Origin of the sequence: Paraburkholderia silvatlantica, assembly GCF_003096715.1 — a bacterium.
Taxonomy (GTDB): Bacteria; Pseudomonadota; Gammaproteobacteria; order Burkholderiales; family Burkholderiaceae; genus Paraburkholderia; species Paraburkholderia silvatlantica.
In genome coordinates, this window is record NZ_QEOL01000022.1 from 108,024 (window position 1) to 122,673 (window position 14,650).

At 60.0% G+C, this 14,650-nt stretch carries 15 protein-coding genes; 8 read left to right on the top strand and 7 right to left on the bottom strand.

Translation table 11 applies throughout. From position 1 onward, the window contains the following. Positions 1–166: 166 nt before the first annotated feature. Both C7411_RS26140 and C7411_RS26145 read right to left on the bottom strand, forming a co-directional pair. Positions 167–1,156 carry a zinc-dependent alcohol dehydrogenase family protein gene (locus C7411_RS26140; protein ID WP_110386913.1) on the bottom strand — a complete coding sequence of 330 codons (990 nt, stop codon included), beginning with the start codon at positions 1,154–1,156 and terminating at the stop codon, positions 167–169. 425 nt (positions 1,157–1,581) lie between these two features. Beyond that, positions 1,582–2,481 carry a LysR family transcriptional regulator gene (locus C7411_RS26145; protein WP_110386914.1) on the bottom strand — a complete coding sequence of 300 codons (900 nt, stop codon included), beginning with the start codon at positions 2,479–2,481 and terminating at the stop codon, positions 1,582–1,584. A 180-nt stretch (positions 2,482–2,661) separates the two neighbouring features. Between C7411_RS26145 and C7411_RS26150 the strand changes: the two genes are divergently transcribed. From C7411_RS26150 to C7411_RS26175, 6 genes are all read left to right on the top strand, one after another. Next, positions 2,662–3,498: an alpha/beta fold hydrolase gene (locus tag C7411_RS26150; RefSeq protein ID WP_110386915.1), complete on the top strand. Its 837-nt coding sequence runs from the start codon at positions 2,662–2,664 to the stop codon at positions 3,496–3,498. Positions 3,499–3,554: 56 nt separating this feature from the next. Further along, entirely contained in the window at positions 3,555–4,916 is a 1,362-nt protein-coding gene (locus tag C7411_RS26155; RefSeq protein WP_110386916.1) for an LLM class flavin-dependent oxidoreductase, read from the top strand. A gap of 57 nt (positions 4,917–4,973) precedes the next feature. Then, on the top strand, positions 4,974–5,720 hold the full coding sequence (locus tag C7411_RS26160) for an SDR family NAD(P)-dependent oxidoreductase (protein ID WP_110386971.1): 747 nt from the start codon (positions 4,974–4,976) through the stop codon (positions 5,718–5,720). Positions 5,721–5,808: 88 nt separating this feature from the next. After that, the gene (locus C7411_RS26165; RefSeq protein ID WP_110386917.1) at positions 5,809–6,558 is read left to right on the top strand and encodes an SDR family NAD(P)-dependent oxidoreductase; all 750 of its coding nucleotides are present in this window, start codon (positions 5,809–5,811) and stop codon (positions 6,556–6,558) included. A 457-nt stretch (positions 6,559–7,015) separates the two neighbouring features. Next, entirely contained in the window at positions 7,016–7,504 is a 489-nt protein-coding gene (locus tag C7411_RS26170) for a cache domain-containing protein (RefSeq protein WP_110386972.1), read from the top strand. Positions 7,505–7,825: 321 nt separating this feature from the next. Then, on the top strand, positions 7,826–8,113 hold the full coding sequence (locus C7411_RS26175) for a DUF1330 domain-containing protein (protein ID WP_110386918.1): 288 nt from the start codon (positions 7,826–7,828) through the stop codon (positions 8,111–8,113). Between the two features lie 210 nt (positions 8,114–8,323). Here the strand turns inward: C7411_RS26175 and C7411_RS26180 are convergent, their stop codons facing one another. Next, on the bottom strand, positions 8,324–8,491 hold the full coding sequence (locus tag C7411_RS26180) for a hypothetical protein (RefSeq protein WP_181431375.1): 168 nt from the start codon (positions 8,489–8,491) through the stop codon (positions 8,324–8,326). A gap of 60 nt (positions 8,492–8,551) precedes the next feature. Next, positions 8,552–8,998 carry an ester cyclase gene (locus C7411_RS26185; protein ID WP_110386919.1) on the bottom strand — a complete coding sequence of 149 codons (447 nt, stop codon included), beginning with the start codon at positions 8,996–8,998 and terminating at the stop codon, positions 8,552–8,554. Between the two features lie 113 nt (positions 8,999–9,111). Between C7411_RS26185 and C7411_RS26190 the strand changes: the two genes are divergently transcribed. Together C7411_RS26190 and C7411_RS26195 are read left to right on the top strand one after the other, a co-directional pair. Next, complete coding sequence (locus C7411_RS26190) at positions 9,112–10,023, top strand: LysR family transcriptional regulator (protein ID WP_110386920.1); 912 nt, start codon at positions 9,112–9,114, stop codon at positions 10,021–10,023. A 783-nt stretch (positions 10,024–10,806) separates the two neighbouring features. Continuing rightward, positions 10,807–11,382: a GNAT family N-acetyltransferase gene (locus C7411_RS26195; protein WP_110386921.1), complete on the top strand. Its 576-nt coding sequence runs from the start codon at positions 10,807–10,809 to the stop codon at positions 11,380–11,382. A 38-nt stretch (positions 11,383–11,420) separates the two neighbouring features. On the opposite strand, the gene C7411_RS26200 is transcribed toward C7411_RS26195, so the two are convergent. The 3 genes from C7411_RS26200 to C7411_RS26210 form a co-directional block, all read right to left on the bottom strand. Then, complete coding sequence (locus C7411_RS26200; protein WP_243413349.1) at positions 11,421–12,602, bottom strand: alpha/beta fold hydrolase; 1,182 nt, start codon at positions 12,600–12,602, stop codon at positions 11,421–11,423. Positions 12,603–12,670: 68 nt separating this feature from the next. Further along, complete coding sequence (locus tag C7411_RS26205) at positions 12,671–13,279, bottom strand: hypothetical protein (RefSeq protein ID WP_207786566.1); 609 nt, start codon at positions 13,277–13,279, stop codon at positions 12,671–12,673. Positions 13,280–13,346: 67 nt separating this feature from the next. After that, entirely contained in the window at positions 13,347–14,441 is a 1,095-nt protein-coding gene (locus C7411_RS26210; RefSeq protein WP_110386922.1) for an NmrA family NAD(P)-binding protein, read from the bottom strand. Positions 14,442–14,650 lie beyond the last annotated feature (209 nt).

Consider the following 14,650-nt stretch of genomic DNA (forward strand, 5'->3'; position numbering starts at 1 on the left):
TTCCTTCAAGAGTGGGTTGAGCATCCGGGACCGAAGGTTCACGCGATGCGTTGAAATGAACTGTAGGGATTCGATGCAGGTTCAGATAGCGGGGAATCGGGATAGGGCCCATTCCAGATCCGGATGAATCGCCTTGCGAGACATCGGACGGACCGGCCCATCTCCGCTACACGGTTACGACGATCTTGCCGAACTGGCCGTTGTTCTCGAGATAGCGGTGAACCTCGGGCATTTCGTCGAAGGTGAAGGTGCGATCGATGACCGGCTTCAGCGCGCCGCCCGCCAGGCCCTTGACGATAAATTCGACCGCCGATTGACGCCGCGTTTCGTCGCCGGTCGTGAGCCAGACGTTGTGCGCCTTGATGGTCGGCATTTTGGCGATCATCTCGAGCACGGGTATCGGCGTATCGCCTTCGGCCAGCGCACCGTAGAGATAGACCGTGCCCTGGAACGACAGCGCGGAGATCAGCTTCGGAAAATTCGGCCCGCCGATCGGATCGAACGCGACACGCGCGCCTTTGCCGTTGGTGATACGCATGACTTCAGCCACCATGTCCACTTCGTCAGTGACAATCACGTGTGCTGCGCCGGCCTCGTGCAACGGTTCCCGCTTCGCCGGGGTCCGGGTCAATGCGATCGGAGTCCCGCCTGCGTAGTTGGTGATCTGGATTGCCGCCAGACCCACGCTGCTGGACGCGGCAGAAACGATGACAAAGTCGCCCTTTCCCACTTTGGCGTCTTCTATCAACGCGCCATATGGCGTCAAGAACATCATCCAGATCGATGCCGCTTCTTCGAACGTAAGCGAGCCGGGATGCTTCACTACAGCGTAGCCCGGCACGGTGATCACCTCGCCGTAAGTGAAGTACTGGTTCATCGAGAAGGAGGGAATGACGCTGACCTGGTCGCCCACGGCGATGCCGGTCACGTCGGCGCCCACTGCGTCGACGATCCCTGCAGCCTCATAACCCAAGCCGGCTGGGAACCTGACGGGTTCGATATAGATGTCGGTGCGCCACATGGATTCTGCACGGTTGATCCCGATCGCCTTGACCCGGAGACGTACTTCGGTCGATGCGGGAGCGCGTACCGGCGTGTCGACGAACTCGAGGACTTCGGGGCCACCGGCTTTGGAAAACTGGATGATGCGTGACATGTGAAACCTCTTGAAATATAGGGTTGAGAAAGGCGATACCGACCTGCGCTTCAAACCTGGCGTCGCACGCCGCGATTCGACGAAGCGAAATTTAGTCATTCCGCTGTGCGCCGGGAAGACGCGAAAAGGGATAGAGCTCATTCCAGATCGGGATAAGTGCGAACCCTCCGCCCCCGGATACCCGGATATTTCAGGCGAGGCCGCTGTCCGGGGCAATGACCATAGGGAGGCTGCCCGATGTGACAATTCCAGCGAAGGGGGCACGAAAGAAATGCGCTGCGCCGCTTAAATGCGCTGCGCCGCTTTATAGAATTTCCCGAGAAGCCGGAGAAATCCGGGACCGGCTTCAGACAGTGAGCAGTCGCAAATAGATGGCTGTTTTCGTCTCAAGAACGGTCAGCATGCGTGACTGAGATGCTGCGACATCATCCAGCGCGTGTCGCGTCGACGCTTTCGCTAAACTCGTCCAACAAGAAATTGATGAAGGCGCGAGCCGCCGTCCGGGTCGCGCGGCCGAGGGGGAAATAGGCATGCACCGTGGTGCTGACCATCGACCAGTCGGTGAGGATCGGCACGAGCGATCCTTCCTCGAGCTCCCTGCGGCAGGCCCAGTATCCTATCGAAGTAATACCCAAGCCAGCCTTCGCAGCCGCAACCGCGCCCTCGTTGTCGCTGAACGATATGTTGGGCTCTATCGGCACATTGGTGGTTATCCCCTTGTGCGTGAACGTCCAGGCGGTACTGACAGTGGCCGCAGGTCCATACACGATCCGGTGACCGGCAAGCGCGTCCGGTGACATGGGCGTGCCGCACCGGGCGAGATATGCAGGGGAGGCGACGATCAGCCGTGCGTAGCTGGTGAGCAGGCGCGCCGTCGCATTAGAGTCCGGCAAGGTTCCTATCCGGATGGCGACATCGACTGCGTCCCGGACAAGGTCCTGGCGACGGTCGTCGAGCAGAATCTCAATCCGCAGCAGCGGATGACGCTCAGCAAAACGGGGAAGTCGGGGAATAATCTCCCGTACGCCGGCACTCGTCGGCATCCCAACGCGAAGCGTTCCACGAAGCTCGTCTTGCCTGACGCTTTGTCCGGCATCATCAAGCTGGTCGAGCACGGTCTCAACGCGAATGAGATAGTCGGTGCCAGCCTCGGTCGGAATAACGGCGCGTGTCGTCCTCGCCAATAGAAGCGTGCCCAACTCGGCCTCGATATCGGCAACAGCGCGCGAGGCCTGCGATTGCGAGATTGAAAGCTCCCGCGCGGCGGCGGAAAAGCTTTGCAGTCGAGCGACCCGGCAGAAAATCCGCAATGCGTTGATGTCCATCGTATTCCTCTAAACGTCTTACCTTTGATCTATGCACATTCGGGATAGGTCATAACCTCGTTTCATGGCTAGTACGTGGCGTGACTGCCCTCTATATTGACACCGTTGCAGCACGAAACCGTCAATTCCGGCAGGCCGTCAACTTACTGGTCGGCTCGTCGGAGCAAAGAGGATTGAACCATGAACAGCATCAATCACGATACAGCGCCGACCCAATTCGTCGAGGCTAACGGCATCCGCTTCGCCTACCGCCGGTTCGGCAAGCAGGGCGGCTTGCCGCTTGTCTTCAATCAGCACTACACCGGAACCTTGGACCACTGGGACCCGGCAGTAACCGATGGTTTTGCAAAGGACCGGGAAGTGATCCTTTTCAATAATGCCGGCGTCTCCAGCTCTTCGGGCGAGACGCCGACGAGTTTCCAGGAGATGGGCGCCAATGCGATCGCCTTCATTCGCGCGCTGGGTCTGACCCAGGTCGACGTACTTGGCATTTCGATTGGTGGCTTCGTGGCGCAGGAGATCGCGCTGCAGGGCGGTGACCTTGTCCGCAAGATCATCCTCGTCGGCACCGGGCATCGTTCGCAGGACATGTCGGAAAGCCGCTCTGCGGAAATCTTCGCCGGAAGCTATGACCCGCCCGAACATTTGTGGCTTTCTGTCCATTTTGGACCTTCCGAAGCCAGCCAGAAGGCCGGCCCTGCCTTTCTCGAGCGCAAGCTGCGTCGTCGGGATCGCGATCCGCAGGTGAGCGCGCAAACCATTGCCGCCCAGGGCGAGGCGATCGGCAAGTGGCATGTGCCGAACGATAGCGCGCTGGAGTATCTGAAATCGATCCGGCAGCCCGTGCTGGTCGTCCAGGGCAGCAATGACGTCATCATTCCGACGAGGCATTCGTTCACGCTCCAGCAGCATCTGCCGAACGCGCAGTTGATCGTCTATCCGGACTCCAATCACGGGTCGATCTATCAGTATCCGGAGACGTTCGTCGCCAATGCGACGACCTTCCTCGACGCCTGAAACCCGCCGCTGACTCGTCAATCGGGCCAGCGGCAACGGACGCGACGGAGCGACAGATGGCTAAACATCGCCAACTCCACCTCGGTGCTTTCATGCGGCCAGCGGCCATCCACACGGGCGCGTGGCGCTATCCGGGCGCCGACCCGCATGCGAATTTCAGCCTCGAACAGATGCGTCGCTCGATCCGGCGACTGGAAGAGGCGAAGTTCGATGCCTTCTTCATGGCCGACCACCTGGCGTTGTTGAACATGCCAATCGCGGCTCTCATGAGGAGCCACACGGTGACGTCATTCGAACCTTTCACGTTGCTCTCGGCGCTGTCGGCGGTTACCGAACGGATCGGGCTGATCGCGACAGCCTCGACAACCTTCGATGCGCCCTACCACATTGCCAAGCGGTTCGCGTCGCTGGACCACCTCAGCGGTGGCCGGGCCGGCTGGAACGTGGTGACAACGGCGAATCCCGACGCGGCCCTCAACTTCGGCTACGAATCCCAGATGGATCATGACGATCGCTACGAGCGTGCGCGCGAGTTCGTCGAGGTGGTCACCGGCCTCTGGGACAGCTTCGCCGATGATGCCTTCGTCAGGGACACCGAAAGCGGGGTCTTCGTCGATCCCGCACGAATTCATGCGATCAGTCACAAAGGTCCATCACTGAAAGTGCAAGGTCCGCTCAACATCGCACGACCGCCGCAGGGCTGGCCCGTGATTGTTCAGGCCGGGGCGTCACCGGCAGGCCGTCAGCTCGCGGCGGAAACCGCTGAGGTCATTTTCGGCGCTCCGCCGACGATAGAGGCCGCGCGCAGCTTCAATGCCGATGTCCGTTCGCGCATGGCTGCGATCGGCCGCGCACCCGACACGCTGCGGTACCTGCCCGGCGCTTTCGTTGTCGTAGCTGACAGCATGAATGAGGCGCTCGAGCGCCGTGCCACGCTCGACAGTCTCGTCCACTATGACAGTGGCATCGGGTCTCTGAACTCGATGCTTGGATTCGACGTTTCCGACCATGATCCCGATGGACCACTGCCGGAGATCCCGGAGACTGAAGCTGGTCGCTCGCAGCGCGAGCGCATGGTCAATCTCGCCCGGGAGAAAGGTCTGACGATCCGGGAGCTCGCGCGGGCAGCCGGCAGCTATTCGGGCTTCGCCTTCGTCGGCACCGCGACATCGATCGCCGACGAGATGCAGGAGTGGCTGGAGACTGAGGCCTCCGATGGCTTCAACGTCATGTTTCCCTGGATTCCAGGCGGCCTCGACGAGGTGATCGACAAGCTCGTTCCGGAGCTCCAGCGGCGCGGTTTGTTCAGACGCGAATATGAAGGGCGCACATTGAGGGAGCATCTCGGCCTTCCGCGGCCTTCCAACCGTTTCTTTCCGCCCGAGCACGAAGTTTTAACTCGCACTTCCAGCGTTTGAAAAGCATTCGGGCGATCTATGTGCCCGCGACTCACCCTCTACTTAATGGACAAAATCATGGCAAGTACTCTTCAAGGAAAGATCGCTCTTGTGACCGGCGGCTCACGCGGTATCGGCGCCGCAACCGCCATCCAGCTCGCTGCGCAAGGGGCCACCGTAGCGCTGAGTTATTCCAGCAGCGAGGCCGCAGCCAGAAAGGTCATTGCAACGATCGAAGCGTCCGGTGGTAAGGCTATTGCCCTGAAGGCCGACCAGGCGGACGCAACAGCGGTTAAAGCATTGATTGCGGAAGTTGTCGAGCGGTTGGGCCGGATCGACATTCTGGTCAATAACGCCGCCGTTTTCGTGACAGGCGCGGTGGCCGAGACCACGGATACATCGGGCTTCGAGCGACAACAGAAGATCAATTACGAAGCCGTGGTAACCGCTATTCGAGAAGCCTCGCGGGTGATGGAGAGCGGCGGCAGGATCATCTCGATTTCGTCGGCTCTCGCCTGGCGATCAAGCTGGCCTGGCCTTGCTGACTACAGCGCAACGAAGCGCGCAATTGAGGGCTACAGCAAAGGTGCTGCGCGGGATCTGGGCCCGAAGGGCATTACCGTGAATGTTATCGGCACCGGTTCGACGAATACCGAGATGAATCCAGATAACAGTCCCTTTGCCGAGGCGCAGGCAGCCGCCACTGCGCTCGGACGCTTCGGTCGGCCTGAAGAGATCGCCTCCGTGGTCGCCTTCGTCGCCAGCCCCGCGGCGAGCTTCATCACCGGCGCAATCATTCCCGTTGACGGTGGCTATAGCGCGTAACGCAATACGAGCCACATGACGCAATTCTTGCCGTTTCGCGGCTCGAATAACCCAGAATCTTTTTACTGGTTGCCAAAGGAGTCGGAAAATGAATGAATCGCCCGTAGCACTTGTGACGGGAGCGCTTTCTGGAATTGGTCGCGCAACAGCGATTGCCTTCGCTAAAGAGAAAGCTCGGCTGGTCATCTCGGGCCGTCGGCTCGAAGAAGGCAGGAAGCTCTCTGAGCAGCTGCGTTCATCTGGTGCCGAAGTGGAATTCGTGCAGGCAGATGTGCGTTTCGAGGACCAGGTCCAAGGCTTGGTCGACCGCGTTATTTCCCGTTTTGGTCGTCTGGATATTGCGGTGAACAGCGCCGGTTACGAGGGCGACCCCGCACCGATAGTTGAACAGAACGTCGATCAATACGCATTCGTTTTCGATACGAATGTTCTCGGCACGTGGCTGGCGCTCAAGCACGAAATCCGCGCCATGGCAGCCCAGGGCGGCGGGAGCATTGTCAATGTATCGTCGACGATGGGTATTCGCGGCGCTCCCCGGAACGCACTTTATGTCGCCAGCAAGCATGCGGTCGAGGGTCTGACGAAATCCGCTGCGCTCGAGACAGCCGCGTTCAATATTCGAGTCAACGCAGTAGCGCCTGGGCCCATACAGACAGAAATGCTTGACCGCATAACGGGTTCCGACTCGGGCAAGGCCGCGATGCTCGCGACCGTGCCACTTAAACGTGCGGGAACGCCTGAAGAGATTGCAGACGCAATCATTTTTGTGGCGTCGGAAAAAGCGAGTTTTATGACCGGCGAAGTTCTTCGGGTCAACGGAGGACGAACTGCTGCGTGAGACTTACGCACAGCCAACACATGATTGCATGACAATGCTCCCGAGTCTGCAGGTTGAAAATTCAAGATCAATTCAGGTGCAGAAGGTCGGCGCCCTGATCAGCCGCAGCTGTCAGCGCACGCTTGACGGCCCGATCTCCACGGCCACCGTCCGGCAGTGGCCGCATTCGGGCGTTGTTCTGACATTCTGATGAACCAGCCGAAGGACAGTAGTGGATGGGGTTCTGCCTTTTGCATGAGAGGCCGTGCCTGCGGCCATTGCGGCGCCCGATCATCGGGCGGAGGTAGTCCAGTTGCGGACATTCGCGAACGTCCGTTGCCGATTCGCCTATGTTATGCGGGCAAACGATTCTGGGCGTTCTGCCCTTCGTGGACTAGTCTTCATGAGGGCAGTGCTTCTTCTCCCCAAGCCGCTCCTCGATGCGGCGGCGCTGAACTCAATGGTCGGAGATCGTGCCATGAGCGACAAAGCCCTCTTTACCGGCATCTTGTTACTGGCCGGATTGTTCTGCACCGCGTCGCCTACATTTTCTCAGTCGTCTCGTCCGACGTCCGAAACAGCAAAGCAAGTCGAAGCGCTGGTTGACAAAGCCGCCGCGTTAATAGACAGCAAAGGCAAGGCCGCCTTCTCCGATTTCAGAATCAAAGGTAGCGAGTGGTTCCATGGGGATACCTATATTTTTGTTTACGATCTGAATGCAAATGTCCTGCTGAATCCGGCCTTCCCTGCACGGGAGGGAACGAACGTCCACGGTCAGAAGGACACCAACGGCAAGCTGTTTCATGACGCCATGATCCAGACGGTTGAAACGACGGGATCGGGCTGGGTCGACTACATGTTCCTGAAGCCGGGACAGACTCGCCCATCGCATAAATGGACCTATGTGAAGGCCGTCAGGATAAACGGAGCTCCAGGTTTGGTGGGTTCGGGCTTCTATTCGGAGTAGGTTCCGGCCGGCGTCCCGCCAGGAAAATCTTTTTGGCGAATAGAACGCTTTACAAGCTACAGCGAGGCACAAACCGTCGCGGGCACCTGGTCACTGGCCGCCGAATCGGCGGGCAAAGCCCGGCTTTTCACGCGCGGTTCAGCGGGTGGTTCGTCGGCAGGCGGCACGAAGGTCGCCGAGGCCGGCCCCGTCCCCCGGTTCGTTGCGTCGCGGTATCGCCGAGGCGACTGGCCGACATCTGCACTGGCGCTGCGGAACGAGGCTCGCTGCAGTTTCATGGCATCATCGCTTCACCTTCACACCACAGCAGGAGCCTACTCCATGGCGACTTACATTGTCTTCACCAAGGAAAGCACGCAGGATCAAGGTGAGCTAGACATCTACCAAAGCAAGGTGGGCGAGACCTTCAAGGATCATCCTGTCAAGATCCTCGCTGCGTACGGAGCCCAACAGGTTCTTGAGGGCGAACCACCAGAGGGCGTGGTGATCGTGGAATTTCCGTCGACTGAGGCCGCGCACGCGTGGTACGACAGCCCGGCGTATCAGGAAGTCGCCCAGCACCGGTTCAAGGGCGCGCGTTATCGCGCCGTTCTTGTCGAAGGCATATGACGAAAGGCTGCAACGCTCGAGCCCGTGGTTTCCATGGGCTCGAGGAGGACTGACACGTCAGGATAGCGTCTGTGTACCGTCCGCGAACATGCATCGCGCATCGCCCGGGTGCGGCGTTTCGAGGTTCTGCTCCGATCGGCCCGCCGTCGGCCAACTCCGGTCAATCGGGCGAGCCATCGCAAGGACGTTCAAGCGGCGGCTTTGCAGGGGTCAAGGACCTCCCGCTGGCCCATACTTGTCCAGCGGATTGACGCCTGCCGCTTCGATGCGGACGGTGGCCTCATCGGGCTGCATGTCACGCAGCGCGGTCTCGCCGATGCTGACGACATCGGGACCGCCGAAGGTGGTGAGGAGTGCTGCCTTCATGGTTTGCTTCATGGCGATGCTCAGGATTCTCTCCAGGGATCCAGGGGTTCGAGATCCGGGGAATGAGAGCGTTCAGGCTTGCGCCGGAAACTGGCCGAGCTGAAGGAAGAGGCCGAACCAGTCCTCCATGTGCCATGTGGTGGTCACGCGCTTGCCGTCAAGCGCGTGGAATTCGTGCAGGCGGAAGCTGACCTGCTTGCCGGTCGGCGCAATGCCGAAAAGTTCGCCCCGATGTGTGCCGGTGATTTCGGCGCGCACCGCGATCTGTCCCGGCACCTGGATCATGTCGTGAATCACGATGCGCACGTCGGGGAAGGCCTGCGCGAAGCTGCGGATGACCGGTTTGATGCCGTCCGGTCCCGGACCCTGGCCCGGGGCGAGCGGAACGTCGTCCCAATCAGGAGCGAGCACTGTGTCGACGAGATCGGGATCGTTGTCGCTGAAGGCGCGGTAAAGCGTTTCCACGGCCAGGCGCTCGATGCGCAGGCGTTCGGCGAGTTGTGGTTCGATGGCGTTCATGGTTTTGCTCTCGTAGTTGTGTCGTCGCGAGGTCGTGGATGGGTGTGACGAGAGTGTGCAATCGACGGTAAAATCTGACCAACAAATAACTGATATAAATGATTATTTGATTTATGGATTTTCATGGGATCGATCTGAACCTGCTGGCCGCCTTCGACGCCCTGATGAGCGAGCGCAACGTTACCCGTGCGGCCACGCAGGTCGGCGTGAGTCAGCCGGCGATGAGCGCGGCATTGTCCCGGCTGCGTACCCTGCTCGGCGATCCGCTGTTTCTGCGCAGCGCGGATGGCTTGCTGCCCACGCCGCGCGCACGTGAACTGGCTGATCCCGTTTCGCAGGCACTACGGCAAATCGAAGCCGCCTTCGTGAAGAGGCCGGAGTTCGTGCCGGGCGAGGCGGTGCTCACATTCAACCTGGGATTGTCGGACTACCCCGCGTTCGTGCTGCTGCCCGCGCTGCTGGAAGCGCTCGGCGAACAGGCGCCCGGAATCGCGATCAACGTTCATGCGTTCAACGACCGCGACCATGCGGTGGACCTGCTCGACACGGGCATGATCGACGCGGCCATCGGCGTGCCGCCCACGCACCCGGAAGGCCGCATCCTGACGCGTCCGATCCTGCGCGACGAGTTCGTGACGATCGTCGCGAGTCGTCATCCGGCGGCGCGGCGCGGGATGAACATGAAGACTTATCTGTCGCTGCCGCATGCGCTTGTGTCGCCGGAAGGGCAACGGCACGGGCTGGTGGATCAGGCGCTGGCGCAACAGGGCAAGCAGCGCACGCTTGCGCTGACGCTGCCGCAGATGTTCGCCGTGCCGGCGGTCGTCGCGCGCACGGGGATGACCGCGACGGTCATGAAGCGGATCGCGCTCAATTCGCCTGCGAGCCGCAAGCTCGCGTTGTTTCCGCCGCCCATGCCGCTGCCGGAGATCGTCTTTCACGTGATCTGGCATCGGCGCAGCGAAGGCCATCCAGCACAACAATGGCTGAGAGCGCTAATCGAGTCGGTGGCACAAGCGCTATGAAGCAGTGCTGCGAAAGCGGGCGAGAAGCGGTGCGTAGTGGGCCATCGCGACGGAGTATCTGGTTAATGACCTTCAGCGCGGCGTTCTCAACCTCGAGTTTGCTGACACCCTACACTTGCCGACGGATCTCTTTGCGCAATGCGCGTCGATCGACGCATCGCCCGGTCGAGGCTCCGCCAGGATTTGAATATGTCGGGGGGTCCGCTGCGATCCACAGACGAGACGTCCCAAAACAAGATGACCGAATGTCGGCAACGGGTCGTGCGCCGCCGATGGACGCCTGGTGAATTTGAAGACACGTATGCCGATGGCATGAGACGGCTCGCGGCCAACAAGAGACGATCGAGGCGAATTGATGAACGGCTCGACGATGAGATTGTGCCTCGAGAGATTCCTCGCACTCCGACTCCGACTCCATCACCACACTGCCCGTTAGCGGGACCTGGCGGCATCGTTACGCGCCCTCGGGTTACGAAAGGTTACGTAGAGTAGCCTTCGTAAAAATTAGTAAGTATCCGCGCTGAGGCGCCGAACAGCTCGGCCGACGTGGCTGCTATGCTTCATTCAGTCGTCCAGTTCTGCCGTGTTTTGCCCGCGTAACCCGAAAACGGACGTCTGAATCCCGCTTCACAGACCCGCTGGCGCGCGCACTTCGATAGCCTCGTGATCATGTGTTGCAAGTCAGGAACAATGACGGTGGCGGGCGCTTTTGTCCGAGTGCCGAAAGCTTGTCGCACTCTGGCGGTCCCTTTTCGTCGAAGCTAGTCAACGCGCGACAAACCAATGCCCCCACTCTTTACCAAGGTCGACGTCTCTGAGGCAGCCCGGGTTCAGCTTCGCCCAATCGAGATGTCCGACGCCCAAAGGATATTCGAAATCTGGTCCGATCACGAAGTAATGCGCTTCTACGACATAGCGCCGCTAAACAGCATCGACGATGCCCGGCTGCTTGTCTCCGCCATGATTAAAGAGCTGGCTGAAGGAATGAGTGTGCGCTGGGCAATCGTGTCGAAATGCAGCATGCGTTTCATTGGATCATGCGGGTTTAGATTCGACTCCAGGTTCTATTCAGCAAGTATTAGCTTCGAATTGGAACGTCATTCATGGCGACAGGGATTGATGCGCGAAGCGCTAACCGCGGCGATTACGCATGCCTATGACCACTGGCATATCAACCGTATCCAGGCGGTAACGAACCTCGACAATCACGCCTCGATCGGACTTCTAAGAAGCTTGGGATTTGTGGAGGAAGGTGTAATGCGGCAATGGGGCTACTGGAAGGATGCATTTCACGACGTCCACCTTTTCTCCCGGATCAGGGCGGATCAACGGGCAATGCAGACATCACCGCCTGCGTGAGGTCACACATGCTGACGCAGGCTGTTCTGGTGCGATGCTCACTCTGCTTTGCTGGTGCCCGCCTGTGAGGCCGAATCGCCCAGCCACTGCATGAATTCGCCCACATGCTGCGCCCAGAGGTCGGGACGAGTCATGGTGAAATGGCCCGGCGAAGACGGCGTGCCCTGCTGCACCGCGTACCTGCCGTGCTGAAGCGTCGGCACAAGCCGCTCGAGGACGTGCAGTGTGTCGGGATTGAATTCGTCGTCGGAGAAATTCAAGGCAAACAGCTTGGCCTTGATCCTGGAAAGCCCGGGTTCGGGATCGTAATTGAACGATGATTTGAGTGAATACAGGATGTCGTTCGGGTCGACGTGCTCCGCCTGGAGGCGGGTGGTCGCGAGAAACTTGTCGGCAGCCGCGCCGTCTGGAATTTCCTGCTGCAGCGCGGGCGCACTGTCGATCATCATCCGCAGGACCCTGAAGCCATCGACCCAGCCGCCAGGCGTCTGCGTGTAGTCCCCGCTCTTCCAGTCCGGATCGGTGCGAATCGCGTCGATCACCATGCGCCGCCACAGCAGATTGCGGCCCGAGACCGTAATCGGCAGCGAGACCACCGGCATCACGCCGTCCATCATGTCGGGATATGTCTCCGCCCATTGCCACGCGTTCATGCCACCCATCGACATGCCGAGAATCGCATGCAGATGCCCAATACCCAAGGTTTCGGTCACCAGCTTGTGCTGGAGATCGACGATGTCGCCGTAATCATAGTTCGGAAATTTCGTCTTTAGTCCGTCACTCGGTTTGCTCGACTGGCCGTGTCCTACATTGTCGGGAAAGATCAGGTAATAGCGGTTCGCGTCGAGCGGACGGCCGGGATCGAACAGCGCCTTCGTGTAGGTCGGACTCAGCAGCGTGCGGCTGTCGGCGCCGGTCCAGTGCAGGACCAGGACCGCGTTGTCGATGGCGCCTGCGGCATTGCGATGCGGCGTGCCAAGCGTCGCGTAGTGAAGCTTCAGCCGGGCCAGCGTCTCGCCGTCCCGAAACCTGTAATGATCGAACCAGGCATCGGCCTGAACGGCCGACGGGTTCATGCGCGAATCCCACGGCGCAGTTTGATCTGCGGAAGCGGCGGACGGCGCGCTGGACTGGGCGGATGCGGCACTCACGCACATGAAGCCGGCCAGCAGCAAGCCGGGCAACCCACTGGCTACAACATAAGTACGACGAAACTTCACGATGGTTTCCTTGCTCGATTGAAGAAGGCATGTGCGCCGGGCGGCTCATGCCCTTACGTCGACACGCTTTACCTGACGGTCGACAGGCCTGAGCGGCGACGCAGCAGGTCGAACGCCATGAGGTGACTCGCCCCGGAAATGCCAACGCCGTAGAACAGGATCAGGGCCATCGGCAGCGTCTGGATGCCGGACATGCGCGGGTCGTTGAGCAGGAAGCAGGTCAAGCCGGTACCGACCGCCACAACGAAATCTGCGAACCCGAACAGATGGAAGACCAGATAGCGGTTGCGCGTCTTCGGAAGCAATGCCACGCCGAGGGCCAACAAGCCCGCGATGAGATCGCCCCATCCTGCATTCCGGACGAAGGCTTCCGGCAGGAGATCGTGCGCGCCATACCAGAAGAAGACCAGAGCGGCTGCAATGCGCCAGATATGGAACGCAGTCAGCGTCCGTAGCCCGATGGTCGCGATGTATGCGCGAAAGCCCCTGGACAGCCCGTAGACGACGACTGGCGCAACGATGCCCAAAGCGATAAGACCTGCGAGCCACAGTGGATAGATGACACGATAGACGCCAGTCCCGGCGGCGGCGCCAACGGCCGCCCCCCATACAGCCAGGACACTCAGCAGGACGCGCGTCCCACTGTTCTTCTGGATTTCAACTATCTGATTCATCATGAACATAAATTAGTTAAGCTAACTTGTCGATACACTGCCCGGCGCTTGCTGGACCCATCGCGGACGGTTACAGCGCGCCCTTTCTGCCGTCTTCGGACAACTTCAGGAGCGGCACCGACTTGAACAGGTTGTCCGGCTGCACGCGCTCCCAGAGACTTCCTTTCCCCTGCTGACGACCGCGTTCGTCTTCATGACGGAGCCACTGTTCGACGGTCCTGATACGGTTCGGATGAATTTCGTCGAGCAGCGCATAGTCGCGCTGGATCACGTTGTGCTTCCAGATATTCCAGAACCCGGTGAAGTTGTCGCGGAAGCTCATCGTGCTCTTGTCGTTCAGATCCGCGTTGTATCCGGCGGCCAGGCCGGCGGCCATCTTGAGCGGACCATTCCAGTATGTGTCCAGATCCGTGTCGATATAGCGTGCCGGATGTCCCGTTACCCGCTCGAACGCCTCGGCCAGCCTGTGGTATTCGACCTGCTCGATCGCGACTTCGAGGTTCATGCCATTCGCGCGCTCGGGATGATCGAACAACCAGCGCGCGTAATAGCCGCAATCGTCCAGCGCGACGTGGGGTACCGTGCCGTTGCCGAGCGGCACGCGCCAGGTCACCACGCCGTCCTCCACGAGCGGCATCATCGGGGTCATCGCCGAGATCGCCATCTCCATGTAGGGTCCCGTGGTGAACGCGGCCGCGCCCATGCGATCCCGGTTCGTCTGGTTCTGGAACAGAATCCATTCGCCGATCCGCCCCTTGCCGTCATAGTGGCCGGCGCGAAAGCGGGAATCGTAGCCGGCCTTCTTGAGTGCATAGTCGAGGTTGCCGTACACGAAAAACCTGATGCCTTCCTCCAGCGCGATTTCGTAGCAGCGGATCGCCCAGTAGATCTCGGTTTTCTCGCCAGTGTTGAACCCGTCGAGATTGATATAGGCACCGTCGCAGCCGCGGAAACCTTCTCGCAGGATGGCTTCGTCGGCGAACGTGCCCTTCAGGATGGTTACGTTGCCGAGTGCGAGCAGTGCTTTGGCCCGCCGGGAATCGGGATCACGGCTCAGAGCCCGGACGGAATATTTGCCGCCAGCGACGAGTGCGCTGATGACAGGCAAGCCCTGCGCGCCTGTACCGCCGACGACGAATATCCTGGAGGTGGCATGGGAAGGCATGATGGTTTCCTTGAGTTCGACACATCGGGCGTCCGCCGATAACTTCCGTTAACAGGCAGACCACTAACTCTTATAATAAGAGTTAGTGGTCTGCCTGGCAAGTATTTTTCGGTCAGCAGGGTTTTCTACGAAGCGTGCTGCCCTGAGGAATCGTTTCGCCGGGCCCCGCTAACTCTTATAATGAGATTTACTCCGGCGATGATCGTCGG